Raw genomic sequence first — 26,044 nt, 5'->3', positions numbered from 1 at the left:
GCGATGAAGTTCGCCCATTTCTTTATTGACCGGCCGATTTTTGCGTCGGTGGTGTCGATCATCCTCGTGGTGGCCGGCACGGTCGCGATGTTCAATTTGCCGATCGCGCAGTTTCCCGACATCGCGCCGCCGACCATCACCGTCAGCGCGACCTATCCTGGCGCGAGCGCCGAAGTCGTCGCGCAGAACGTGGCCGCGCCGCTGGAGCAGCAGGTCAACGGCGCGGACAACATGATGTACATGAACTCGTCGAGTTCATCGACCGGCAACATGACGCTCACCGCGTACTTCAAGACCGGCACGGACCCGTCGCTCGCGCAGGTGGACGTGCAGAACCGCGTGAATCTGGCGCTGCCGACGCTGCCCGATTCGGTGACCGCGCAAGGGGTCTCGGTGCAGAAGCGCTCGTCGGCGTTCATGATGGTGATCGCGATCTATTCGCCGGACAACACCTACGACCAGTCGTACGTGGCGAACTACGCGAACGTCTACGTGCTCGACGCGTTGAAGCGGATTCCGGGCGCGAATCAGGCGTCGATCTTCGGCTCGGCCGACTACGCCATGCGGATCTGGATCAAGCCTGACCGGATGGCGAAGCTCGGCATCACCGTCGCCGACGTGCAGCAGGCCGTCAGCAACCAGAACCAGCAGTTTTCCGCCGGCCGCCTCGGCCAGTCGCCGACCAACGGGCCCGTGCAGCAGACTTTCCCGGTCGCCACCAAAGGCCGGATGACCGAACCCGCCGACTTCGACAACATCATTCTGCGCGCTGGTTCGGGCGATGCATCGACGGTGCGCATCAAGGACATCGGCCACGCCGAGCTCGGCGCGAAAGATTATTCGCTGCGTGGCCGCTATAACGGCAAAACCGCCACGCTGATCGCCGTGTACCAGCAACCGGGCGCCAACGCACTGCAGGTCGCGAAAGAGGTGCGCCAGACCCTCGAACGGATGCAGAAGGGCTTTCCGCCCGGCCTCAAATACGAGGTCGCGCTCGACACGACCGAGTTCGTGCAGGAGTCGATCGGCGAGGTCGTGCATACGTTGCGCGACGCGGTGATTCTCGTGATTCTGGTGGTGTTCATTTTTCTGCAGAGTTTTCGCGCGACGCTCGTGCCGATTCTCGCGGTGCCGGTGTCGATTCTCGGCGCCTTCATCGGCATGATGGCGTTCGGTTTTTCGATCAACATGCTGACGCTGTTCGGCATGGTGCTCGCGATCGGCATCGTGGTGGACGACGCGATCGTCGTGATCGAAAACGTCGAGCGCAACATGACCGAGTTCGGTCTGCCGCCGAAAGAAGCCGCCAAACACGCCATGGACGAAGTCACCGGACCGGTGATCGCAATCGTGCTGGTGCTGCTCGCGGTGTTCATTCCGGTGGCGTTTCTGTCGGGCATTACCGGGCAGTTGTACAAGCAGTTCGCGGTGACGATTGCGGTATCGGTCGTACTGTCGGGCGTGGTGGCGTTGACCTTGTCGCCGGCGCTCGCCGCGATCCTGCTCAAACCGGAAACGAAAAAGAAGAACCGCTTTTTCCTCTGGTTCAACGAGCGTTTCGAGAGCATGACCGAAGGCTACGGCCGCGCGGTGCAGCTCGCGATTCGCCGTGTCGTGGTGTCGATCCTGCTGATCGTCGTGATGATCATCGCGACCGGCGGGCTCTTCAAGCACATTCCTTCGTCGTTCGTGCCGACTGAGGATCAGGGCTATCTGCTCGGCGCGGTCGTGCTGCCCGACGCCGCCAGCCTCGACCGCACCGGCGATCTGTCGCAGCGTGCCGAGCAATGGTTCGCCAAGCAGCCGGCGGTCAAATCGGTCGCGGCGCCAATCGGCTACAGTCTCGTGGATTCGCAGTACAAGTCGAACGCGGGCACCTTGTTCATCACGTTGAAGGGTTTCAAGGACCGCGGTGACAACGGCACCGCGGAAGACCTGATCCGCGACGCGAACAAGGCCTTTGCCGGTTACAAGGACGGCGTGGTGGTGCCGTTGAATCCACCGTCTATTCCGGGTCTCGGCACGACCGGCGGATTCGAGTTCTGGCTGCAAAGCACTGGCGACGGCAGCTACCAGGACCTCGAAGAACGCGTGCGCGCGTTCATTGCGAAGGCGCGCCAGAACCCGGCGCTGCGCGGCGTGAACTCGACTATCAACACGCACTCGCGGCAACTGCTGGTCGAGGTGGACCGCGAGCGGGCGGAATCGCTCGGCGTGCCGGTGCAGGATATCTACTCGGCGTTGCAAACCATGTTCGGTTCGGCGTATGTGAGTCAGTTTCCGAAGAGCAGCCGGCTCTTCCAGGTGATCGTGCAAGCCGAGCCGCAATACCGCACGCAGCCCGACGACATCCAGCAACTCTATGTGCGTAATCGCAGCGGCGACATGGTGCCGATCAAGGCGGTCACGACGTTCCGTTTCGTGCCGGGCTCGGACATCGTGACGCGTTTCAACAATTTCCCGGCCGCCAAGATTACCGGCGACGCCGCGGCCGGGCACAGTTCGGGCGACGCGCTCGCCGCGATGGAGCAGACCGCGCAGGAAGTGTTGGGCGAGGGCTACAGCTATGCGTGGAGCGGCCAGGCCTACGAGGAGAAACAGGCCGGCTCGACCGCCGCCGCGGTGTTCGCGTTTGCGTTGCTGATGGTGTTCCTGATTCTCGCGGCGCAATACGAGAAGTGGTCGCTGCCGATCGGCGTGCTACTCGCGGTGCCGTTCGCGCTATTCGGCGCGCTGATCGGCATTCTGCTGCGCGGCATGGAAGACGACGTGTACTTCCAGATCGGTCTGACCGTGCTGATCGCGCTCGCGGCGAAGAACGCGATTCTGATCTTCGAATTCGCCGTCGAGATGCGCGAGAAAGAGAACCTGTCGCCTTACGACGCCGCGTTGAAGGCCGCCAAACTGCGTTTGCGGCCGATCATCATGACGTCGCTCGCGTTCATTCTCGGCTGCGTGCCGCTGGCGATCGCGAGCGGCGCGTCGGCCGCGAGCCGCCGCTCGCTCGGCACCGGCGTGATCTTCGGCATGCTCGGCGCGACCGTCATCGCCCTGTTCTTTATTCCGATGTTCTTCTGGGGCTTCGAAACGCTGTCGTCGCGACGCAAGGGCAAACCTGAGCCGGCCGCCGAGCCGCCCGTTGTGCCCGGGCCGAAGGAGGGTTGAGCATGAGACCCTCGCTGCGTCGTCTCGCCCCGGTGGTCTGCGCGTGCTGGCTGGCCGGCTGCACGGTTGGGCCCAACTATCATCGGCCGGAGGTGGCAACGCCGGCGTCGTTCCGTTACGCCGCGCCGGACGCCGAAGTGGTCGACCCATCCGCGCTGCAATGGTGGAGCCAGTTCAACGATCCCGTGCTCGACTCGCTGATCGAGCGGGCGCTGGCGCAGAACAAGGATCTCTCGATCGCGGCCGCACGCGTCGACGAGTTTTACGGCCGCTTGATGACGACGCGCGCCGGACTGTTCCCGCAAGTCGGCGCGAACCTGGCCGGTGGCCGCAGCCGCGGCGTGCCCGCGCCGGGTTATCCGCCGGCTGTCGGCAATCAGGTGCAACTCGACGTGATGGCGTCGTGGGAGATCGATCTGTTCGGCCGGGTGCGGCGCATGACCGAAGCCGCGCGTGCCGACTATCTCGGCACTCAGGCCGCGCAGCAGGCCACACGTATTGCGTTGATCGCTAGCGTGGCGACCGCTTATCTGCAGTTGCGCGATCTCGATCAACGGCTGGAGATCGCGAAATCGACACTGTCCAGCCGCTCGGACGCGCTCGCGCTGTTTCAGGAGCGTTTCGGCGGTGGGGTGGTTTCGCAACTCCAGGTGAGTCAGGCGAAGTCGGAGTTTCAATCGGCGCAGACCTCGGTGTATGCGTTCGAGCAACAGATCGCGCAGCAGGAAAACGCGTTGTCGCTGCTGCTCGGCGACAACCCGGGGCCGATTCCGCGCGGCAAGCCGCTCACGCAATTAACGGCGCCCGCGATTCCGGCGGGACTGCCGTCGTCGTTGCTCGAACGGCGGCCGGATGTGCTGCAGGCCGAGCAGGCGTTGGTCTCCGCGAATGCCTCGATCGGCGCGGCGCGCGCGCAATACTTTCCGGAGATATCGCTGACGGGGCTGTTCGGCGCGGCAAGCACCGCGCTGTCCGGACTGTGGACCGGACCCGCACGCATCTGGTCGTTCGCGGGCGCGATATCGCAGCCGATTTTCACCGGCGGTGCAATTGCCGGCTCGGTACGCACGGCCGAGGCGCAGCAGCAGGAAGCGTTATTCAGCTATCAGCAGACGATCCAGTCGGCGTTCGCGGACGTGGAGAACGCGCTCGTCGGCGTGACGAGTACGCGCGATCAGTTGAAGGCGACCAATCAGCAGGTCGAGGCGCTGGTTCAATACACGTCGCTTGCCCATGATCTGTACGAGGGCGGCTATACGAGCTATCTGGAAGTACTCGACGCCGAACGCAATCTTTTCGCGGCGCAGTTGCAGCAGTCGCAGTTGCAGGACCAGCAGCTTGCGCAGATTGTGGCGTTGTATAAGGCACTGGGCTATGGCTGGACGGTGAACACCACGCAGTAGTGTGCGGTGAGCCTGCGCCACGGTCCCGTATGGTCCCGTACCATTCCGCACGAAGGAGCTTCGAATGGAACATCACTCTTTGAAAGACCGATTCCCGCCCGAACGCAGAAAGCTGATTCGTAGCAAGGTGCATGTTCTGCTCGCGGCAATTGGTACGTTGTCGGCGGTGGTGGGCATTGCCGTGGCGATCGACGGCGGGCTGGAGTTCAATCGCGTGAAGGTACTGGTCGGCGTGGCGATTATCGTGGTGTCGACGATTCTTTATATTTCGATGCTTTTCGTGTCGGCTAACGAGTGAAGGGAAACTCATGAATCAATTGCCCCGGCTTCTGCCGACGGCCGCGGCGGACGAAACGTTCGGCGGCGTCACCTATCACATTGGCGGCGAGCTGGTGCCGGTGCTCTCGGTCGACGTATCCCGGCAGCCGGTCTACTTCGAGCATCACATTCTGTTGTGGAAGAACTCGAATGTGCGCATTGGCATCCGGCCCGTCAAAGGCGCTGTGAAGCGGATGCTCGCCGGCATGCAGGTGTTCATTACGGAGGCGAGCGGCGATGGCATCATCGCGTTCAGTCGCGACGGCGCCGGTCACATCGTGCCGATCCATCTGCGCGCGGGTGAGGAATTGCATGTGCGCGAGCATCAGTTTCTGGCCGCGACCGGCAACGTGGAATACACGTTCGAACGGATTCGCGGCATCACCAACATGCTGTTCGGCCAAACCGGTTTCTTTATCGACAAGTTCCACGGACACGGCGGCGAAGGGGTTCTTTGGCTCCATGGCTATGGCAATGTGTTCGAGAAGGTGCTGGCGGCCGGCGAGACCATCGACGTCGAACCCGGCGGATGGCTTTACAAGGATCCGCAGGTCAAGATGGATACGGTGGTCGACAGATTAACCAGTGGCCTCTTTGGCGCAGGCGTCAATTTCATCGTGAACCGGTTCACGGGCCCGGGGCGCGTGGGGATTCAATCCATGTACCTCAACAACTCGACGTCGGATCGATAGGCCTCGCGTAGTGGCACATTAGCGCTGCACTAGCGACGCGCCGGTGTGTCAATCCGGCGCGTCGCGCAGGGCTTTTTTCATTTGATCGACTGGATCTGCGCCTGACTCAATTCCCACGTGTGCGGCGGCAACGGAATAAAGTGCGCGCCGGTCAGCCACGCCTCGTTGCCCTCGGACGGCAGGATCGTCCAGAGCAGAAAGCGACGAATCGCGGCGGCGGTTGCCGGGTTGGATTGCTGGGTGGAGACGACGGCGTACTCGTAGTTCACGAGCGGATAAGCGCCGCTAGCGGGCGCGAATACCAGCGTCAGGCGCTCGTCGGACGGCGTGCGCGCACCGAGCGAAGCAGCGCCGGCCATGATCGTATCGCGGGTCGGCAAGACGAATTCGCCCGCGCCATTCTTCAGCGCCGCCGTGCCGATTTTCGCCTGGGCGATGCTATCGCTATAGCTCCCGCCGACATAGCCAAGCGAGTAGTCAGTCGACTGGATCGACTTCACCATACCCGCATTGCCCGTGGCCGTTATGCCCGTAGGCACGCTGGGCCATGAGATCGTTGTGCCATAACCGTGATCGCTCTCCCACGAAGGCGTTGAGAACGTCAGGAATTGCGTCAACACGAAAGTGTCGCCCGAACCTTCCGCGCGACGGATCGGCACGATCGCGTGATGAGGCAGTGACACACCGGGGTTGAGCGCTGCGATTGGCGGCGCGTCCCACGAACGCACGGTACCCGAATAAATGCCGGCAAGCGTCGGGCCGTCCAGCTTCAGATGGATCGCATTGAGCCCCGGCACGTTGTAGTTGATCGACTGGGCAGCGATAGCCAGCGGCACATTGATGATCCGCGGATTGTGTTTGATCTCCGCGTCCGACATGTAGGCGTCCGAGGCGCCGATATTCACCTTGCCCGCGATCACCTGTTGGACACCCGCCTCGGAACCCGTGGCGCCGATATTGATCTGAACGCCGGGATGCGACTTGGCGTATTGCGCGACCCAAGTCGTAAGAAGCGGATACAGCAGCGTCGAGCCGGTTTCGTTGAGGGTCATCTCCTGTGCCAGACCAGGGGTACTGACCAGCACGGTGAGGGTCGCTGCGCCGAACGTCCATCCTGCGAAGTTGCGCCACTTTAACCAGAATCCCTGCCTGTTACGCGGGTGAGCCATGCGAGTCTCCGTCGCCTTGTTGGGAAAACATTGCATCAATCGCGTGCCGTTAGACGACCGCGTACGATTAGCGGCCGATCTGATCGAGGTTCACCCCATTCGTTTCGATACGGAACAGCCACGTGACCACGGCGCCGACGAGCGACGTACCCACCAGGATGTAAAGGAGCGGACCCGTGCCGATGCTGTTGAGCAGGATCGGAAACAGAAACGCCGTGGCGACCGCGCCGATCTTGCCGACCGCCGCTGCGAAGCCCGCACCCGTTCCGCGGATCGCGGTGGGGAAGACTTCGCCCGCGAGTAGATAGGTTTGCGCGTTCGGTCCGAGATTGGTCATGAAATTGAAGAGCATGAAGCCCGCGAAAATCATCGCGGTTTTCGCCGTACCGTCGAAGCTGTCGGAGAACGACGCGATCAGCAGGCCGACCGCGCAGCCGACGAAGCCGACGACCTGAAGCCAGATCCGCCCGAACTTGTCCGCCAGCGCAACCGCGAACATGATGCCGATGATCAGCAAGGCCGTAATCAGCGCGGCGCCCTTTGCGGCGAGGATATCGTTAAGGATCAGATCGGCGATGCTGCGCACGTGATCGGGCTTGGCGCCGAACGCCGTGGCGAGAATGGTCGGCGTGAAGATGCCGATGCCGTAGGTGCCCAGATCCTGCAGGAACCAGGGCGCGGAAGCGAAGATCGTCGCGCGCAGGTTCTTCCGTTCGAACAGCGCGAGGAAGCTGCCTTTGTCGTGCTCGCCTTTGCCGACCACGACGAATTCGCGCGCGAGGACGATCTCGGCGGGATACTGCGGGGAACGAACCAGCAGCCGGCGAGCGGCCAGTTCCGCACGATCGGTCGCGCCGCGTATGTGCAGCCAGTTGGGACTCTCGGTGATGTAGAAGCGCCCGATCGTCACCAGCAATGCTGGGAAAATCGCCGTGCCGTACATCCAGCGCCACGCGTCGAGCGTCGGCACCATCGACAGCACCAGAAAGCCCACGCCCGTTCCCGCCAGCGCGCCGACGGCCTGAAAGGCAAACGCGGCCAGCACCAGCTTGCCGCGACTCGTGCTCGGAATGCTTTCGGAGATGATCATGTGGGCGGTCGGATAGTCGCAACCGAGCGCCACGCCCAGACCGAACAGACACACCACCAGCGAAACGAAATTGGTGCAGAACACCAGCAGCACGAGAAACGCGACGAAGATGATCATCTCGACGATGAACATGCGTTTGCGTCCGAAGTGATCGGACATGCCACCCAGTCCGACCGCGCCAACCAGAATGCCGCACAAGCTCGCCGCACTGATAAAGCCGTTCTGTGCCGCGCCAATGCCGAACTCGCGTGAGATCAGCGGCAACGCCACACCGGTCATAAACACGACGAAGCCTTCAAAGAACTTTCCAGCCGCGGCGAGTGACCAGATGCGCCACTGCATTTTTGTCATCGGGCTCGAAGGAAGGCGTGTTCCGTCTGCCCACATCGGCCGCTCGTCGATGTACTCCTGAACCGACTTGACTGTTGCTTTTTGCAAGTCGTCCGTAGCCGCCATGTCGTGCATACGTAAGCTCCTGGTCAGATGATTACTGTTGCAGCGGTGATTCGCGTTTAACCAGCGTTGTGTGGAACATGAGGTGAGTTGAAGCGGCCGCAGTTGAGAGCCGCAGTGTGGCGTTGATTTCGTGACGGTATCGTGACGCTCGCGAGGGTCGTTCAGATGGCGGTGGGGCGCGGCGAGGGTAGAAGAGGGGGCTTTGCGTTGGTGAAGTGTTTTGTTCAGCGGTGTGAATAGCGAGAGAAGGTAGATGAAACCGAATAATCTGGAATCCGTAATGATGGCGGTGACGTGGAGAAAACCTCAACGCGCGCTACCGTACTTCTATCAAAAGTACTTCCATTTCCTTACCAAATCTCTCACAACCGCTTACTTGCCGGAAAGGAAAATGTTTCATATGATTCCAGCGTCTGATGAATCAGGGCTGCATGGGCTGCGATTCGAGTGCTGGGTCGCAGTGATGTCAAACCTGGACGGGCCGGCGAGGGTGGCGAGGCCGGCAAGCCACGCTTATTTGAAGTAACGGGTGTTACGGGTCGGTAAGCACTGAATGTCGTCATGCAGGCTGCCAACATGTTCTCCCTTGTTTGATCTCACTGGAGGTGTGCGTGAATATCGGTTCCCTTGCAAGCTCCGCAGTCGCAGCATCAAATCAATGGACGACGTCGTCGTCGAACCAGCGGGCGCCGTCGTCAAATTCGAATTTCGTTCAAACAGTGGACCGTATCGCCGGCGACGTGGTCCATGTTGCAGCGGCGGTTGCAGCGGTTGCGCCTGTGGTGGGTTTGATTGGCGGGATTATCAATGTGTTTGTCTGACGCTTGGTCGGCATCCCCGCGACGGTTGTCGCCGCGCCATCGTCGGCCGGCAGATCCGCGAGACGCCAATCCAGTTGCTAGATCTGGCAATCGATCTTCACCAACTCCTGGCGATATTTTCCAGCACCTTTGACTTCGGCTAATTGATTCACGATGTCAGTGACAAGCCTGTGACAAAGTGAGTTCATCAGATCGGAAATAGTGGACTCCAGTTGAACCGGGCGAGTTGGCACGAGATTATCAATCTATCAGGCATAGAATAATCGGGTTGAATAATTTAATTTCACATTTTTATGCCGATACCATATTTTACTCATAATTTTGTTTACTTGGAAAATGCAGCAGTCCATTATTAGCGAGCCACGAAGGTCCTTTTTATTTATTATGGATTTTTTGGCGCCACGCTTAACGGGGCAACGCCTTCCAGTTGCATATTGAAGACGCCTACTCACTTCAATAATTCGCTGGTTCATGTGAGAGGCCATTCCGAGGATAAAGACATGAGTGCAAATACATTTGCAGGACAGTGGATCGACGGCAACAACACAAAAATTACGATTACCGGTGCCTGGGACGTTGTTTCCGTTCAGTACTCAGGCGGCCGCGGCCCCTTTCAAGGCTATAGCTCAAACCTGGGCGCCCCGGTTTTGACGGTCAATTTCACTGACGATCAACCGCCTAAAACGGGTGTTCTGGCGACTGACGGTAAGTTGCTGTGGTCGAACAACACTGTTTGGCACCGTGGCTGATATTCTGCATTGATGTAAATGAAAATGTCTGCGCAAAAAATTTGCGTGATTTGGTGTCGCGACTTTTCATAAATATTTACATCAGCGTTTTTTAGCCAGAACATGTGGCCACAGCAAATCTTCAGTGATGGGTTGTGGTCATTTTTTAGCGGTCAGTCTCAAGGCCACCTTGTTTGAATCGCTGGAATTAACGACTGGACAAACCCAATGCGTTATACCCATGCGCGGAAGTGGAAGTTTTATCCATTGCTCGAAATTTAGACCCCAGAGATCCAACTGGCCGTTTTTCCTCGCGCCTGAACAAAAGTGCACCAGCCGCTCGACCTGACGCACGCATAGCTGCAGCCGTTCAGCCGCCAGGACGATCGTCAGGCGATGCTGGACGACCGCCTCGATGATCTTCACACGCTCGAGCTCGTGCATGCTGATCGTGATGAATCCACGTCCGTTCATGGTCTGGCTCCGGGCTGGCTGTGTTGCCGCAGCATGCGCCACAGCCGTCAGCCCGGAGCAGGAAACCGGACATTTCTAATGAGCCAGAACCGGACATTTCTAAAAAGCTCTGACAGACAGATGGTTGATAATTTATCTTATGTCAAATTACATAGCTAACCACACAGATCATCCACCAAGAGCAATCGCAAACAACCCGCGTCGCCATTTCGTGTGGCTACCGCCCAGCTTCGCCTAAAAACACCTGCTCGGCCCACAGCGAATCGCGAATCGCGAATCGCGGAACGGTATCCCTCAACAGCGTCCTCATCCCCCCAGATACTGCGTCGCAGACAACACCGATGCCGCGATAACGATAGGCACATTCGCCCCGCTCATGACGGAAACCGTCATCTGACCTTGAGGAACGAACTGCACCTTGGTAATGGCGTTACTGATGCCGAGATAGTACGGCCACATCCCTTGACTCCCGGCCTCGCTGATCACGCGCTGATCGGCCTTACTGAATGCCGTGCTCGACGTGAATTGAATATTCAGCCCGGACACGACGTACAGGCCGCCCACGAACGACTGCATATTGCCGTTCGGACCGAAGGTCGTCTGCCAGTTGATCGGCGAATCGGGATTCCACGGATTCCCTGTCTTCGTGGCATGCGCCAGTGAAAGCGCGGACGATACGTACCAGTCCGCTGGCGCAGGCGCAAACAACAACGCATTCTTGAACTTGAACTGCCCCGACACGTTGCCCGAGGCGAACGAGACGCTTGGCCCGGCTGCCGGTTCGCTATTGCTCCACAGGCCCCAGAACGCCGGGTCGGCGACGGCATCATTGGAAAAACCAAAGCTGATCGTCGATGCCGAATGGAGCTGACGGGCCAGACCGGCAACCCCAACGCTCCAGGCTGGGGGATTGTCCCCCCAATTGGTCAGGCGCTGCTTCGCGGCCTTGATCGGATCGAGCGGATTGGTCCCGGCGATCAACGAGTTGATCAACGCCGAGTACGCCTGAAAAAAGGTCTCGCCGCTCCCGCCGCCCGCAGACGAGAAAATCGGCGGCGCACCGGGAATAGTATCGAGGTACGACCACAAAACACTATCGTCCGCGGTCAGTGCAGCAGCCGGCTGAAATACCTGCCCCCGACTGGGATCGAGGCCAATCGCAGCAAACTCGGTTTTGGCAAATTGCTGTTGTAGATCGACAAACGACGTCATGATTGCTCCCCTCGCCCGCTTGGAAAAAGCACGGGAAACGCAAGGATCCCGTGCGGCGCCATACGACATGCCCGCCGTAATCGGCACGGCGGGCATGTCGAGACCGTGAGACGGCCAATGGCGAGTGCTAGCTGTAGAACTCCTCGATCAAACGCTTCGATGCCAGCGCTTCATGTCCGAGATACTGGCCAGCCGTCAGCACGATGCAGCCGATCACGATCGGCACGTTGGCTTTACTCGTGATGGTCACCGTCATCCGGCCGTCCTTGTCGAATGACGCACTCGTGCTGGAACCGCCCGAGCTGCCGGAGGAATAGAACGGCCACAGGCCATTGCCCTGATTGCTCTGTATCTGGCTTTGCTCCTCCTGGCTGTACTGCGCCGCCGACACGACCGAGATGTTCATCTTGTTGGCAATCAGCAGGCTCGAGGCGAACCGCTGCATGTTGCCGTTCTTGCCGAAGGTCGTGTCCCAGGTAATCGGGTTGTTCGACGTCCATGGCGCCTTACCGGGGTTGTTGAACGCCATGCCGAACGCCGAGGAACTGTACCAGTCGCCCGGCGTGGCGTTGAACGGCAGCACGTTGTCGAACGAGGCTTTGACCGACACGCCGCCCGACGCGAATTTCTCGCTGATCGACGACGACGAACTGCTGCCGCCCCACAAGCCGAAAAAGCCCGAGGTGGAGCCTTGGGTCCACGTCTTCGAGACGTCGGTCTGCCAATTGCTTGCGCTCACTTCGAACGAACGGCTCGGCGCTTTCTTCAGCAACGTGAGCATCTTCGAGTAGCCTGGCGAGAACGTCACCGGTTCGTCGCCCACGGGTTTGTACGGTGTCACGTTCATCTGCGCCGCAAAAACCGGATCGAGCATGGCGGCGGCCAGCGCGGATGCGCCCGACGTTGCGTTAGCGGAACACGGTTGACAGTAAAGCGCCCAGTTACGGAACGCGACGGCACCGGTTTTGACTTCGTGGTCTTTAAGCGCCTGCTGGTAGGCGGCCCAGCAGGTCGGGCCGATGGTCGACTGGAAATTATTCGGCGCGGACTGCAAGGCGGACATGACGCCTTGATAGTCGGCGAGAAATTGATTTCCGCCCGAGAACTGCGTGTTCTGGGTCAATGAAGCGACCGGCAAATTGTTCAGATACGCCCAGAGCAGTTCGTCAGCGTCGTCGCCTCCCGTGAGCGGCGGCGAGGGTTGAATAATCTGGAACGGATCCTGATTGCTATAACCAAGCCCTTGGGCCAGTGCGTTATAAAAACCGGCCTGCAGATCGACAAAATTTGACGGGGTTGCCATGTGAGCCTCTCAGGTAAAGGGAACTGCGCGTGACCAAGGAGTCCGTTCGCTTGACGACGGAATCGCACGTGACGAAGGGGTTCGCTCGCCGAATAAAGGGAACTGCGTGTGACCGGGCGGCCCACTCGATGATTGACGGTCTCCTTTCGTTTGAGTCGCATTCAAGTCACTTGCGACGTCAATTTTTTTGCAAATCTGCGCTGGAAGAGCGTTCGTTAATACCTACCATTGTTAGCAGGTAGACGGAGGCATCGTACGGGCGCAACTATCGCCGTTTATTCATTCAGCGTACTAATCATGCCGCATTATTTGTTTAGCATGCCTGATGCCTCTTGTTTAAAGGAGTAACGCACGGCGGCCGAACTTAGGCGGCTGGAGAGAGGCCCAGTTCGCCACGAAAAATGACGAAGACGCGCATAAAAGTAATGATTTGAAATATTCGTATTCGTTCAGCAGCACGCCTGCGTGTGTGAAAATTTTCGGGCATTCTTACTAACGGAAGCACGTCACTCGGGGACGAATCATGACGAACAAAACGACTGTCGCTTGCGCAATGCTGATGGCGGGATTGCTGGGTGCGCAGCAGGGACAGACTCAGGAGAGGGCGGACTATCTCACCGTCAGCGCTTTCGGCGTGGCGAGACCGTTTGAATCGCCCGTTCCGTTAGACGGGAACGTGAAAGCGTTCTGCGTGAATGGCAATGCACAGATTGGTGGCTTTAGCGGCCAGGTGACGGATTCCACCACAACGGGGCTTCCAACCAGCAGTTCTTGTTCAGGCGACTACGTCGTTCGCGGTTCTGTCAAACAGCCGGGAGGTTCGCCGGTAGAGTGTTCTGCCGTGACCGTCGCTCGGCCTCAGGGCGGATGGAATGGCAATACCCACTACGCGCACTTTGGAAGCGTTGTCGTTAGCGACAACAAGGTGCTGTGCTCGATGGGCGGTGAATAACGCCATTAGTGCTTCTGGCTACCGCGCGGTCCAGCCCCCATCGACCACCAGATCGCTCCCCGCCATAAATGCGGCGTCGTCGGAAGCGAGAAACGCGGCGGCGGCCGCGATGTCTTCCGGCCGCCCAAGGCGCTTAAGTACCGTCTGACTTTCGAAGGTTCGACGCATGCCTTCGGGATCGTCGCTGCTGGCAAAGACGTCTTCGAGCAATTGCGTCGCGACCGGCCCCGGGCACAGACAATTCACCCGGATACCCTGCGGCCCGTGATCGATAGCCATCGCCTTGCTTAGCATGACGACCCCGCCCTTCGACGCGCAGTAGGCAGCGACGCCCGCTTCGCCGACAAGCCCCAGTTCGGACGCCACGTTGATAATCACGCCGCTGCCTTGCTGCTGCATGACGGGGATCACTGCACGTGAGCAGAGAAAAACACCCTTGAGGTTGACTGCCATCAACTGGTCCCACTCGTCTTCCGTTGTTGTCACAACGGTCTTGGCAAATTCGATGCCCGCGTTATTCACGAGGATATCGACACGGCCATGCAGTTCGAGCGCCTTACTGACCAGCGCGCGGACCTGCGAATCGACACTCACGTCTGTCTTCACAAAGCTGGCGGTGCCTTGCGCGCCGTTCAAACCCGGCAACGGGTCATGCGCATCGTTCACATCCGCGAGCACGACATGTGCGCCCTCGTCTAGGTAGCGCTTCGCAATCGCATAGCCGATGCCGCGTTGCGCGCCGGTGACGATGGCGACTCTGTTTTTCAGTTTCATCGATGAAAACTCACGCTGGTCAAAACGCAAGCGTACCCCATCAATCGAGTCGCTCAAGACACTGGACGCTTTTCAAATAATCGCGCCCTACCCTCGCTGCGCCTCCCAACCAATCCCAAGACTCTTCTGCAGCGAAACAAAGTCCTTCAGCAACTCCGCCTGCCCCGCCACCACATTCTGCTGCGCAGTAAATTCCTCCCGCTGCGTATCCAGCAGATCGATCAACGTCGACACTCCCGCCGAATACCGCTGCCGCATCAACGTGGCCGAATGACTCGCGGACGCTTCCACCTTCTGCAACGTCACGACGTGCTCACGCTGATGCCCATAGCGCGACAGCGATGAATTCGCATCCTGCAACGCGCCGAGCACGGCCTTCGTGTAACGCGCCTCGGCTTCGTCACGCGACGCCTCGGCCGCATGCACACTGCCCAACGTACGCCCGAAATCGAGCGCATTCCACTGCAGATACGGCGCACCGATCCAGCTGAAATTGCTCTTGCGCACGAGATGTCCAGGATCGCCCGCACTGAAACCGATATCGCCGAGCAGTGTCACCTTCGGGAAAAAATCCGCGACATGTTCGCCGATCTGCGCATTGCTCGACGCGAGGCGTCGCTCGGCCGCGCGAATATCGGGTCGCTGCTGCAACATCGTCGACGGATCGCCGATCGCCACCGTAGCGGGCAGCGCCGGCAACGGCTGCACATCCGCAAGCTGCGCGTCCAGCGCGCCGGGCTCACGGCCGGTCAGCACGGCGAGGCGGTCGAGCGAATCGGTCACTTGGGCGTCGAGCGGCGTCAACGTGCCGCGCGTGTTTTCCACCTGCGTGGTCAGACGCTCGACGTCGACGTCCGCCGCCGTGCCGCGCGCCCTGCGTTGCTGCGTCAACGTCAAACTCTTCTGCTCGGTTTCCGCCTGACGCTGGGCCAATGCGAGCCGCGTCTGCTGGTCGCGCAGATCGATGTAAGCCTGCGCCACTTCAGCCGCGAGCGACACGCGCGTGTCCGCGAGATCGGCGTCGACCGCTTCGGCATCCGCGGAGGCCGCTTCGATCGCCCGCCGCGTGCCGCCGAACAGATCGATTTCCCACGTGGCGTCGAAGCCGGCCGTATAAAGCTGCAACGGCCCTCTTCCCGACGAACTCGCGCCGCTACCGCTCGACGAGTTCAGCGTGCTCAGATCGGGCTCACGCATACGCAGCGCCGCGGCATCGCCGGAGAGTTTCGGCAATTCGTTCGCCCGTTGCTGCTGCAATTGCGCGCGCGATTCCCGCAGCCGCGCTTTTGCGGCATCGACGTCGGGATTGTGCGCGAACGCGGCGGCGATCAGGTCGTTCAGTTGCGGGTCGTTGAAGGCGAGCCACCACTGGTTCGACGCGGGCGCCGCCGTCGTCCCGACAGCCGGCGTGCGCACGAAAGTAGCGCTACTGCGGGCGTCCTGCGCGACCGGCGGCGCACCGCGATAATCCGGGCCGACGGTGCAGCCCGGCAAGACGGACAGCAACGTAACGGCGGCGAGTGCGAAACACGTAAGACGGTTGGACATCATGGGGCGATTGAAGAGCATTAGTGTCCAGCGGACGAAGGCAGCGGCGCATTCCTGCGCGGTGTTTTCAACAGCAGCGCGAGCGGAATGCAGGCAAGCAACGCGATACCGAGCAGATAGAAGGTTTCCGAGTAAGTCATCACGGTGGCCTGGACCTGGATCTGCGCACCGAGCTGGCCGAGCGCACGCATTTGCGAGTACGCCATATCTCCCGTATGGGTGAACCAGTTCGCCGCGTTGGCTGCCAGCGTCTCCTGACCGATCAGCGAATTGGCGCTGACCGACTCGCGGATCGTGGCGGCATGAAACGTCGTGCGCCGGTCGATCACGGTGCCGATAATCGCGAGACCAATCGACCCGCCGAGATTGCGCGCCATGTTGTAGAGCCCGGCGGCATCGCCCGAATCTTCACGCGACACGGCCGCCATCGACGCCTGATTGAGCGGCATCATCGCGAGCATCTGCGCAGTACCGCGAATCAGTTGCGACCACACGAAATCGTGGCCGACACTCTGCGCGGTCAGGTCGATGTCGATCATGCAACTGATCGCGTATAACGTCAGCCCGGTGATCACCAGCACACGGAAATCAAACTTGCCCAATAGCTTCGGCAGCACCGGCATGATCAGGAAGGCGGGCAACCCGGACAGCAGCATGATCGCGCCGGCCTGCTCGGCGTTGTAACCCGCCACCACGCCGAGAAACTGCGGCAGCAGATACGACACGCCATACAGCGCCGCGCCGACCGCGGAGACGATCACGATCACGCTGGCGTAGTTCGGGTTGAGCATCAAGCTCAGACGCACAATCGGTTTTTTCGCGGTCATTTGCGAGGCGGCGATCAGGAGCATGCCGAAGAGCGAGACACAGGTGAGCGTCACGATCATCGACGATTCGAACCAGCGCTCGCGTTGACCGTTCTCCAGCACCACGGTGAGCGAACTGAGGCCGATCGCCAGCCCGACGATACCGAGCCAGTCCGCCTTCATAAACGCTTCCCAATGCGGCCGGTCCGACGGCAGGCCGACGATCAACAAAGTCATTAGCGCAATACAGACCGGCAGATTGATAAAGAAGCACCAGCTCCAGCTAATGTTCTCCGCAAGCCAGCCGCCGACCACCGGGCCAAACAGCGGCCCCAGCAACACGGTCAGGCCGAACACGGTCATGCCGACCGGCATCTGCGAGAGCGGCAGCCGCGTGCGGATGATGGTCTGCGCCGTTGGGATCATCGCCCCGCCGGCGAAGCCCTGCCCGATGCGGCCGATGATCATCATCGGCAACGTGTGCGACCAGCCGCACATCATCGAAAAGCCAATGAACAGCACTGAGTTGGTCAGCAGGAAATTGCGCAAGCCGAACACGCGTGTGAGCCACGCGGCGAGCGGAATCATCACGATTTCCGACATAAGATAGCCGGTCGAAATCCACGTGCCCTCAGTACCGGTGGCGCCGATTTCGCCTTGAATTTGCGGCAGCGCGGAGTTCGTGATCGAGATGTCGAGCGTGGCCATCAACGCGCCGAGCGCGCCGGCGGCGACCGCGATCCAGTCGCTGGCGCTGGCGCGTTCCTCGGCGTGCGGCGCAGTGGCTGCGGTCGCTGCGGCGGGCGTGGTGGGCACTGCGGCGCCCGGCTCAGCCATGACGGTTCTCGGCATCGATCCGTTCGTCGCGGTCGCGCGCCGAACGCGTATCGACATCCACGTTGACGGACAGACCCGGCAACAACACACTGCGCGTCTCCGCGCCGGTGTCGATGCGAATCCGCACCGGCACCCGCTGCACGATCTTCGTGAAGTTGCCGGTGGCGTTTTCCGGCGGCAGCAGCGCGAATTGCGAGCCGGTGCCCGGCGAGAAACTGTCGACCACGCCGTGCAGCGTATGACCCGGTAACGCGTCGACGTGCATTTCCACCGGCTGACCGACCCGCATCTGCCCGACCTGCGTTTCCTTGAAATTGGCCAGCAGATAGGTGCTTTGCACCGGCACGACCGTCAGCATCCGCGTGCCGGGTTGCACGTATTGCCCGACACGTACCGTGCGATCGCCGATCTTGCCGCCGAGTACGCTGCGCACCACGGTGTTGTCCAGATCGAGTTGCGATTGCTGCGCGCTGGCCTGGGCCGCTTCGAGTTGCGCTCGGGCCTGCGCGAGTTGCGCGGTGGCCGAGCCGATCTGCGAGCGAGCCGCCTCGACCGCCGCGGAATTCGCCGTGAGCGTGGCGTTGGCCTGATCGCGGCTGCTGGTCAATTCCGCCAGCCGTTCACTGGTTTCAGCGCCGGTCGCGACGAGCGGAGCGTAACGCCGCACTTCGTCGCCGGCATGCTGGGCGCTCACGCGCGCCACCTGCTGCTGCGCCTGGGCCTGCGCGATATTCGACTGCTGCTGTTTGATATCCGCCTGGGCTCGCTCGATGTCGGCCTTGCGTGCGTCGATCGTGGCCAGCGCCTGATCGAGCGCCACCCGATACTGACGCGCGTCGAGATGCACGAGCGGATCGCCCGGCTTCACAACCTGATTGTCAGCGACGTAAACTTCAGTGACGTAGCCGGCGATTTTCGGCGCGACCGTGACGCTGTCGGCCTGCAGATAAGCGTCGTCGGTGCTTTCGATAAAGCGGCCCACGGTCCACCAGCGGGCGAGCCAGACCGCGCCGACAATCAGCGCGACGACGCCGAGCGCGATCAGCACGGTTCGCCGACTGGGACGTCGAGCGCCCGCCGTAAGCCGATCGTGAGCGGGAGTCGCGCGAGAGGGAGAGCCTGCGGTGGTTGACATCTAAGTGGTCCAATTGTTTCCGGTTGGCACAATTATTCCAGTCGGTAAAATTGTGTCAAGTGATATATTTCGGAAGATGCTCGTAGGGGCAATTCCTTACGAACGTAATGAAGAAAAGAGAGGCGGAGAACAACGCATGAACACCGCAAAAAGACTGCGGCACTCGCCGGTAGGCGGCTATGCGCGCGGCGAAGAAACGCGTCATCGAATCATCGAGGCGGCGGTCGAGCTGTTTGGCGAACACGGTTTCGAAGGCGCGTCGACGCGCGAGATCGCGGCGCGCGCCGGCGTCAACGCGCCCGCGCTGCAGTACTACTTCGAGAATAAGGAAGGGGTGTATCGCGCTTGCGTCGAGGCACTCGCCGACGACGCCTTGAAGACCTTCGGGCCGGCCATCGAGCATGCGCAGCAAGTGGTGCGTGAGAACGCCGACACCGCGACCTTGATCGACGCCTACCTGCGCATTCAGGACGTGATGGCGGACCGCACCTTCGAGAAAGCGAACAAGCCCGGCCGGCGGATGTTCTTCGCCCGCGAGCAGGCTGGCTACGAACCCGAAAGCGCGACGCAGATTCTGGCCTGCAAGATCCGCGAGCCGTTAAACGATGCGAGCGCGGCGCTTCTCGCACGAATTACCGGACGTGCCGCCAACGACCCGTTGACACTGATCCGCAGCTTCAGTCTGCATGGGCAACTGGTGATTTTTCACGTCGCGCATCGCTCGACGTTGTCGATGCTTGGCTGGAAGAACATCGATGCCGAGAAGGCCGAACAACTCAAGTCGGCCGTGCGTGACCAGACACGCACGCTGCTTGAACACTGGAGCCGGGAACGCGACGAAGCGCTCGCGGCGGCCGCTACGCCTACTATCCCCGCTGCGAGCAAAGCCAGATCGCGCAAGCGGAGTTGAGCCGCCGCGCTGTTTCGAATGCTGCACAGCGTGCACGAACAAAGGGCGGTGTATTGCAATTCGTCCACCGCACCGAACGAATCGCAACACACCGCCCTTCTGAACGCCCTATTCCGGCGTCGCTACAGCACGGCAAGAACCTGCCGCATCAGAACGAATGCTTCATCCCGATCCGCACGTCCGACTGCGTGTTCGACGTCGACGGCGTGAAGCTATAGCCGATCACCGCATTCACGCCATTCGACGCCCGCAGATAATCGCCCGAGACATACACGTCGGTACGTTTGGACAGCAGATAGTGCAGACCGAGCGAGCCCTGATTCCAGTGGTTGCTTTCAAAGCTCGTGTGTTGATAGCCGCCGTACAGCATCAACGCCGGCGTGAACGAATACGACGCGCCACCTTCATAGACCTGCATATGCGAGGTCTGTCCGAGGCCCTTGATGGTCGTGTACGTAAAGTCACCGCTCAGCATGACTTTGCCGATCGTATACGCCGCGCCGACTGCAAACGCGCCTTGCTTGTCCACCGGGAACGACGACGCACTAAACAGATCGGTTACCGCCCCGGTCGTCGGATTGACGGAAACGGTCGGCTGGCCGAGGAAGGTCTTGGTGCCGATCATCGCGTACGGATCGAACGCGTAAATACCGAACGGATTGTTCAACTGCGTATAGGCCGCGCCCATGTTGAACGCCGCGTGCTCATAGCGTGCGCCCACGCTCCACGCGCTCTTCTGATGGAAGTCGCCCGCGGTATTGCCGAACGAATACATACCGCCGAACGAGAAGCCCGACCAGTCAGGCGACATGTACTTGAGCGAATTCGGCAGCCGGTCGCCATTCATCCGGTCGAAGTCGCCCTGGTGGATCGCATAACCGCTCGCCCAGGCAGAGATGTTGTAGATCGCGACGAACTCATTCGTCATGTCGAGCTGGTTGCCCAGCGTGACACTACCCCACTTGCTGCTTTTCAAACCGACATACGCCTGGCGGCCGAATTCCGCGCCACCGAATGCATATTGCCCGTTACCCAGGTGGAAACCCGATTCGAGCGTGAAGATCGCCTGCAATCCACCGCCGAGATCTTCCGTGCCTTTGAAGCCGATCCGGTTACCGTACGACACGCCGTCGTCGAATTTGTACTGATGCGCGCCACCGGCATTGTTCACGTAGGTAATGCCGGCGTCCAGAATGCCGTACAGGGTGACGCTGCTTTGTGCGTGGACCGCCGTCGATGCGCATACGGCGCTCGCCGCGATGGCGAGTCCCGAGAGGCTAACGGCATTGCTCTTCTTCATCTGATTCTCCCCTGCTCTTTGCCTGCTTATTTCGTTGGATAAAGCGATCCCTGCCGCGCGCTGTAACCCAGCGCGCCGCGCTTCTCGCATGACGGGCAGTTCGAAACCGGTTGAGACTGACTGAAACGGCGGAGGCCGGCGTCGATGACTTCGTTGACCAGACGAAGCGGTATCGACGGGACAAGAATACGGGTCCAGATTTAGTTTGATTCGACCGGAAGCGACATGAATCTGTCGCTCAGCGACCTTCAAGCCACTACTTCATCATTACTTCACGCCGAGTGCGGTTTGCACGGCTTGCAAGCCATTGGCGCCATTAGCGGTATTCACGCCATCCAGCCAGGTCTTTAACAATTCCGGATGACGTTTGAGCGCTTCGGTCGCCGCGGCATCCACGCCGGTCTTCTTCTCCAGTACTTCGGTAATCACGCCATTTTCCAGATCGACATTGAACGTGAGTTGTTTGAAAAGACGCCCCACGTTCGGACACTGCTCCGCATAGCCGCTGCGCGCGACCGTATTGACGGTCGCACCGCCGTAGTGTGGACCGAAGTACTTATCGCCGCCGTCGAGATAGGTCAGCTTGAACTTCGTGTTCATCAGATGCGGCTCCCACGCGAGAAACACGATCCACTTCTTCTCGCGCACCGCTCGCTCCACCTGCGTGAGCATGCCGGTTTCGCTCGATTCGACGAGCTTCCAGCTACCGAGTCCGAAGGCCTTGTCGTCGACCATCTTCTTGATGTTCTGATTGGCCGGCGACCCCGGCTCGATACCGTAGATCCTGCTGTCGAACTTGTCGGCGTTCTTTGCGAGATCCGCGAATGAGTGAATACCCGCAGCCGCTACGTAATCCGGCACCGCAAGCGTGAACTTCGCGTCGCTCAGATTCGGATGCACGACCTCGATCGACTTCTCTTCCTCGAACGGTTTGACGACCGGCGCCTGCGCCGGCATCCAGTTACCGAGGAACACGTCGATTTGACCTTTCTTCAAGCCCTGGTAGGTGATCGGCACCGACAGATTGGCCACGTTCTGCTTGTAGCCGAGCGCCTTCAGCAGCACGCCGGTCATTGCATTGGTCGCATCGATATCGGTCCAGCCCGGCCCCGCCATATTGACCTGCGTGCAGGACTGCGGCTCGGCAGCCGCCGCGAAGGTCGTCGCCGCGCAAAGCAGCGCCACGCCGTATACCGCCTGTTTGAAGAGGTTTTTCATCATGTCGGCTTCCTGTAGGTGAGATCGATAAGGCATTCTGGTATCAACGGACAACAGCGGGAAAACGCGCCATCGCTTCGAGCGTGTCGAGGTCGATGTGATTGCGCATATACCGCTGGCTCGCGTCCACATGCGGCTGCCAGTCCCACGACGCCACCGTGCCCTGCGTCGTGGCCTCGAAATGAAATCGGCGCCGCCGCTGGCTTTGCAGGACTTCGTCGTGCAACGTATCGAGATTCCAGCGCTGCACGATTTCTTCGCGCAATGCGGCGACCTGTGACGCGTATTCCGCAAGTGCCGCGAGGTTCTTGCGCTCCAGCGGATCGGCGTCGACATCGTAGAGTTGGTCGGGATCGACCGGCGTGTGAATGAATTTGAAACACCCGCGCCGCAGCATCACGATCGGCGCAATCGCGCCCTCGGCAAGGTACTCGCCGATCGCTTCGTCGTGACCGCCGTGCGTACCGAGAAGATGCGGCACGAGACTCTGGCCATCTAGCGAATCAGGCCACTCGGTAGGCGTTTCGCCGCGGGCCAGTTCGACCAGCGTCGGCAATAGATCGAGATGTGACACCGAGCTCTGCACGCGGTGCGCGTCGAATTGCTGCGGTGCATGCACGATCAGCGGAACGCGGCAACCGCCCTCGAAAAACGTCATCTTGTACCAGAGCCCGCGTTCGCCGAGCATTTCACCGTGATCCGACGTGACGACGATCACCGTGTCTTGCGCGAGTCCGGACTGGTCGAGCGCGTCGAGAATCGCGCCGAACTGGTCGTCGACATAGGAGATCGCGCCGTAGTACGCGCGGCGTGCGTTGCGGATCTGCTGATCGGTGGGCGGCGTGCGGTCGGTTTCGCACACGTGGCGCAGGCGCCTGGAATGCGCGTCCGCTTCATCGAACGAATCGCGATGCGTGGGCAATGCGATATCTTCGTCGCGATACATGTCCCAGTACTTTTTCGGAATCGCGTACGGGTCGTGCGGATGCGTCAACGAGGCCACCATGCAGAACGGCCGTGCATCTTTGCCGGCATGACGTTCGCGCGCGATATCGAAGAGCTTCTGACGCGTGGTGAACGTGACTTCGTCGTCGAAGTCGAGTTGATTGGTCCGCACGCACGGCCCGGCGTCGAGCACGGAACTCATGTTGTGATACCAGCTCGGCCGTGAATTGAAGTCGTCCCAGTTCGGCGTCCAGCCGAAATCGGCCGGATAGATGTCGGTGGTCAGCCGCTCTTCGAAGCCGTGCAGTTGATCGGCGCCGCAGAAATGCATCTTGCCGGACAGAATCGTGCGATACCCTTCGGCGCGCAAATAATGCGCGAACGTCAGCGTTTGCGACGGAAATTCCGCTGCATTGTCGTAAGCGCCAATCGCGGAAGGCAGCTTGCCCGACAGAAATGAAAACCGCGACGGCGCGCAAAGCGGACTCGCGCAATAGGCGGAGTCGAATACCACGCCCTGTTTGGCGAGACGGTCGAGATTGGGGGTTTTCGTCAGCGGATGGCCGTATGCGGCGAGCGCGAACGGCGTCATCTGATCGGCCATCAGAATGAGAATATTCTTTTTGGTGTCAAGCATGGGAGTGCGCCTCGAATAGAATCGCAAGTGTCGGTGCAAGAAGCGGTGCAAGAAGCCGGCAGGCGTCGCGCGCAATGTGCCACGCGCTGTTCTGGCCACCGCGATGAGCACCACTATTGCCGTCCAATTCGCGGCTGTGAAGACGGCAATTCGTTATGTGTCTATAAGGGGGCGTTATGTCGAGGCAGGATCGCTTGCCGCCTATGCAGGCGTTGACCATGTTCGAGTCCGCCGCGCGTCTCGCCAGCTTCACGGCCGCGGCCCGGGAACTCGGTTCGACGCAACCGGCGGTGAGTCAGCGCGTCGTGCAGTTGGAAGAAGCGCTCGGTGCGCCGCTCTTCGAGCGCGGCCATCGCGGCGTCACGCTGACGGAAGACGGCGAGCGGCTGTTCGAAGCGGTGCGCCATGCACTCGACACGATCCGCGCGGCGACTACCGAGATCCGCGCGCGGCGCACACCGCAAACGCTCACGCTCTCCACCGACTTCGGCTTCGCCACGTATTGGCTGATGCCGCGTCTGTCGCAATTCAAGGCGCTGATGCCGGACGTGGACGTGAAAATCATCACGTCGCAGAGCGTGTTCGATCCGTCGCACGATCAGGCGGACATTGCGATCGCTTTCGGCGACGCGCACGCGGACTGGACCGCGCGCGGCGTGGTGAAGCTCTTCCCCGAGCACGTCATGCCGGTATGCAGCCCGGCCTTTCTCGCCGCGCATCCGTCATTGCGCACGCCGTCCGACTTGCCGGGCGTGCCGCTGCTGCATCTCGAACCCACGCAACCGGCGCGCTGGCTGTCGTGGGCCGACTGGTTCGCCGCGCACGCTCTCGACACACCGGCCGCGCATCGCGGCATCACGTTCAACAGCTTCACGCTGGTCGCGCACGCGGCGATCATGGGCCAGGGTGTCGCGCTGGGCTGGGCGCCGCTCGTCGACGAACTACTAGCGACCGGGCAACTCGTCGAACTGTTCGATGCGCCCGTCGTCACGGAGCGCGGTTATCTGCTCGTCACGCAGCGCGCGGCGACACCGGTGATCAACGCATTCCGCCAGTGGCTGCTCGGCGAATGCGGACTCGATACGGAATGAGCGCTTGAATTGAATCAGTCAGCTCAGCCCGCTCAGTCTGCGAACATGGACCTGGCGCGCCCATTCCAGCGCAACGGCGGTTAGCTTCTATCCGCACATGCCGCCTATTTGCTCTACTGCGATGATGCATGCCGCGCCCTGCGGCATCGTTCTATCGTTTATGTGGAGAGCGCATGTCCGCCGATTCCCGTCCCGATCAACTGGTTCTCACCGTCGCGTGTCCGAGCGCGGCGGGCCAGGTCGCCGCTGTCGTCGGCTTTCTCGACCGGCATCATTGCTATATCGACGAACTGACCGTGTTCGACGACGATCTCAGCGAGCGCTTCTTCGTGCGCTGCGTGTTCCACGGTGCAGGCCATAACGAAACGCTGCACGCCGCATCGCTCAAACGCGAGTTCGAGCCGATTGCCGAGCGCTTCCGGATGACGTGGGCCATGCACGACGTCGGCACGCGCCCGAAAGTGTTGATCATGGTCTCGAAGCTGGAGCACTGTCTCGCCGATCTGCTGTTCCGCTGGCGAATGGGCGAGCTGAAAATGGATATTGTCGGCATCGGCTCGAATCATCGCGATCTCGAACCGCTCGCACAGCAGCACGGGCTACCGTTTCATCATCTGCCGATCACGGCGGACACAAAGCCGCAACAAGAGGCACGTCTGCTCGATCTGTTCGACACATCCGGCGCGGAATTGCTGATTCTCGCGCGCTACATGCAGATTCTGTCCGGTGAAACGAGCCGTGCGCTGGCGGCGCGAGCGATCAATATTCATCATTCGTTTCTGCCTGGTTTCAAAGGCGCGAAGCCTTATCACCAGGCGCATACGCGCGGCGTCAAACTGATCGGCGCCACCGCGCATTTTGTGACCGACGATCTCGACGAAGGCCCGATCATCGAGCAGGTCGTGGAGCGCGTCGATCATTCGTACAGTCCGGAGCGATTGCTGGCCACCGGGCGCGACGTTGAGAGCATCACGTTGGCGCGTGCGGTGAAGGCGTTTATCGAGCGGCGGGTGTTTATCAACGGCGACCGGACAGTCGTGCTGCAATAACGTCAATAGCC

Annotated in this window: 22 protein-coding genes; 10 read left to right on the top strand and 12 right to left on the bottom strand. The window is 60.6% G+C overall.

The features are described 5' to 3' along the window. Positions 1 to 3: 3 nt before the first annotated feature. The 4 genes from GGD40_RS35860 (at position 4) to GGD40_RS35845 (ending at position 5,578) form a co-directional block, all read left to right on the top strand. The gene (locus GGD40_RS35860) at positions 4 to 3,165 is read left to right on the top strand and encodes an efflux RND transporter permease subunit (RefSeq protein WP_179713564.1); all 3,162 of its coding nucleotides are present in this window, start codon (positions 4 to 6) and stop codon (positions 3,163 to 3,165) included. Between the two features lie 2 nt (positions 3,166 to 3,167). Beyond that, complete coding sequence (locus GGD40_RS35855) at positions 3,168 to 4,568, top strand: efflux transporter outer membrane subunit (protein ID WP_179713566.1); 1,401 nt, start codon at positions 3,168 to 3,170, stop codon at positions 4,566 to 4,568. 64 nt (positions 4,569 to 4,632) lie between these two features. Further along, positions 4,633 to 4,866, top strand: coding sequence for a DUF2964 family protein (locus GGD40_RS35850; RefSeq protein ID WP_051980799.1), 234 nt, complete (start codon positions 4,633 to 4,635; stop codon positions 4,864 to 4,866). 10 nt (positions 4,867 to 4,876) lie between these two features. After that, complete coding sequence (locus tag GGD40_RS35845) at positions 4,877 to 5,578, top strand: AIM24 family protein (RefSeq protein ID WP_179713568.1); 702 nt, start codon at positions 4,877 to 4,879, stop codon at positions 5,576 to 5,578. A gap of 77 nt (positions 5,579 to 5,655) precedes the next feature. Here GGD40_RS35845 and pstS read toward each other — a convergent pair whose 3' ends face one another. Together pstS and GGD40_RS35835 are read right to left on the bottom strand one after the other, a co-directional pair. Continuing rightward, on the bottom strand, positions 5,656 to 6,747 hold the full coding sequence (gene pstS / locus GGD40_RS35840) for a phosphate ABC transporter substrate-binding protein PstS (protein ID WP_179746904.1): 1,092 nt from the start codon (positions 6,745 to 6,747) through the stop codon (positions 5,656 to 5,658). Positions 6,748 to 6,814: 67 nt separating this feature from the next. Continuing rightward, entirely contained in the window at positions 6,815 to 8,188 is a 1,374-nt protein-coding gene (locus GGD40_RS35835; protein WP_179746903.1) for an MFS transporter, read from the bottom strand. 716 nt (positions 8,189 to 8,904) lie between these two features. Between GGD40_RS35835 and GGD40_RS35830 the strand changes: the two genes are divergently transcribed. After that, a complete protein-coding gene (locus GGD40_RS35830; RefSeq protein WP_035557164.1) occupies positions 8,905 to 9,114 on the top strand; it encodes a hypothetical protein in 210 nt (69 codons plus the stop codon). A gap of 500 nt (positions 9,115 to 9,614) precedes the next feature. Next, positions 9,615 to 9,863, top strand: coding sequence for a hypothetical protein (locus tag GGD40_RS35825; RefSeq protein WP_035557162.1), 249 nt, complete (start codon positions 9,615 to 9,617; stop codon positions 9,861 to 9,863). Positions 9,864 to 10,001: 138 nt separating this feature from the next. Here GGD40_RS35825 and GGD40_RS35820 read toward each other — a convergent pair whose 3' ends face one another. The 3 genes from GGD40_RS35820 to GGD40_RS35810 form a co-directional block, all read right to left on the bottom strand. Continuing rightward, the gene (locus GGD40_RS35820) at positions 10,002 to 10,316 is read right to left on the bottom strand and encodes a hypothetical protein (protein ID WP_179746902.1); all 315 of its coding nucleotides are present in this window, start codon (positions 10,314 to 10,316) and stop codon (positions 10,002 to 10,004) included. 306 nt (positions 10,317 to 10,622) lie between these two features. Further along, on the bottom strand, positions 10,623 to 11,528 hold the full coding sequence (locus GGD40_RS35815) for a hypothetical protein (RefSeq protein ID WP_179746901.1): 906 nt from the start codon (positions 11,526 to 11,528) through the stop codon (positions 10,623 to 10,625). Between the two features lie 127 nt (positions 11,529 to 11,655). Then, on the bottom strand, positions 11,656 to 12,831 hold the full coding sequence (locus tag GGD40_RS35810; RefSeq protein ID WP_179713574.1) for a hypothetical protein: 1,176 nt from the start codon (positions 12,829 to 12,831) through the stop codon (positions 11,656 to 11,658). A gap of 523 nt (positions 12,832 to 13,354) precedes the next feature. Here GGD40_RS35810 and GGD40_RS35805 point away from each other — a divergent pair. Continuing rightward, a complete protein-coding gene (locus GGD40_RS35805; RefSeq protein ID WP_179746900.1) occupies positions 13,355 to 13,783 on the top strand; it encodes a hypothetical protein in 429 nt (142 codons plus the stop codon). An 18-nt stretch (positions 13,784 to 13,801) separates the two neighbouring features. Here GGD40_RS35805 and GGD40_RS35800 read toward each other — a convergent pair whose 3' ends face one another. The 4 genes from GGD40_RS35800 to GGD40_RS35785 are packed head-to-tail and all read right to left on the bottom strand — an operon-like array spanning position 13,802 to position 18,883. Further along, entirely contained in the window at positions 13,802 to 14,614 is an 813-nt protein-coding gene (locus tag GGD40_RS35800; RefSeq protein WP_218901401.1) for an SDR family NAD(P)-dependent oxidoreductase, read from the bottom strand. Between the two features lie 30 nt (positions 14,615 to 14,644). Next, a complete protein-coding gene (locus GGD40_RS35795) occupies positions 14,645 to 16,108 on the bottom strand; it encodes an efflux transporter outer membrane subunit (protein ID WP_179747161.1) in 1,464 nt (487 codons plus the stop codon). A gap of 17 nt (positions 16,109 to 16,125) precedes the next feature. Then, positions 16,126 to 17,748: an MDR family MFS transporter gene (locus GGD40_RS35790; protein WP_179746899.1), complete on the bottom strand. Its 1,623-nt coding sequence runs from the start codon at positions 17,746 to 17,748 to the stop codon at positions 16,126 to 16,128. Further along, entirely contained in the window at positions 17,741 to 18,883 is a 1,143-nt protein-coding gene (locus GGD40_RS35785) for an HlyD family secretion protein (protein ID WP_257030671.1), read from the bottom strand. Before GGD40_RS35785 ends, GGD40_RS35790 begins: the two co-directional genes overlap by 8 nt. Positions 18,884 to 19,019: 136 nt before the next feature. Here GGD40_RS35785 and GGD40_RS35780 point away from each other — a divergent pair, with 136 nt between their 5' ends. Continuing rightward, on the top strand, positions 19,020 to 19,793 hold the full coding sequence (locus GGD40_RS35780; RefSeq protein WP_179746898.1) for a CerR family C-terminal domain-containing protein: 774 nt from the start codon (positions 19,020 to 19,022) through the stop codon (positions 19,791 to 19,793). A 148-nt stretch (positions 19,794 to 19,941) separates the two neighbouring features. Here the strand turns inward: GGD40_RS35780 and GGD40_RS35775 are convergent, their stop codons facing one another. The 3 genes from GGD40_RS35775 to betC all read right to left on the bottom strand — a co-directional run bounded on the left by GGD40_RS35775 (position 19,942) and on the right by betC (position 23,893). After that, entirely contained in the window at positions 19,942 to 21,093 is a 1,152-nt protein-coding gene (locus GGD40_RS35775) for a porin (protein WP_179713580.1), read from the bottom strand. 267 nt (positions 21,094 to 21,360) lie between these two features. After that, positions 21,361 to 22,314, bottom strand: a complete 954-nt coding sequence (locus tag GGD40_RS35770; protein WP_179746897.1) for a choline ABC transporter substrate-binding protein — start codon at positions 22,312 to 22,314, stop codon at positions 21,361 to 21,363. A 40-nt stretch (positions 22,315 to 22,354) separates the two neighbouring features. Beyond that, positions 22,355 to 23,893, bottom strand: coding sequence for a choline-sulfatase (gene betC, locus GGD40_RS35765; RefSeq protein WP_179746896.1), 1,539 nt, complete (start codon positions 23,891 to 23,893; stop codon positions 22,355 to 22,357). Between the two features lie 176 nt (positions 23,894 to 24,069). Here betC and GGD40_RS35760 point away from each other — a divergent pair, with 176 nt between their 5' ends. Beyond that, complete coding sequence (locus GGD40_RS35760) at positions 24,070 to 24,984, top strand: choline sulfate utilization transcriptional regulator (protein ID WP_179713587.1); 915 nt, start codon at positions 24,070 to 24,072, stop codon at positions 24,982 to 24,984. Positions 24,985 to 25,157: 173 nt separating this feature from the next. Continuing rightward, positions 25,158 to 26,033, top strand: coding sequence for a formyltetrahydrofolate deformylase (gene purU, locus GGD40_RS35755; protein ID WP_179713589.1), 876 nt, complete (start codon positions 25,158 to 25,160; stop codon positions 26,031 to 26,033). The last annotated feature ends 11 nt before the right edge of the window (positions 26,034 to 26,044 follow it).

Source organism: Paraburkholderia bryophila (assembly GCF_013409255.1).
Taxonomy (GTDB): Bacteria; Pseudomonadota; Gammaproteobacteria; order Burkholderiales; family Burkholderiaceae; genus Paraburkholderia.
This window is presented reverse-complemented; position numbering and strand designations above follow the sequence as displayed.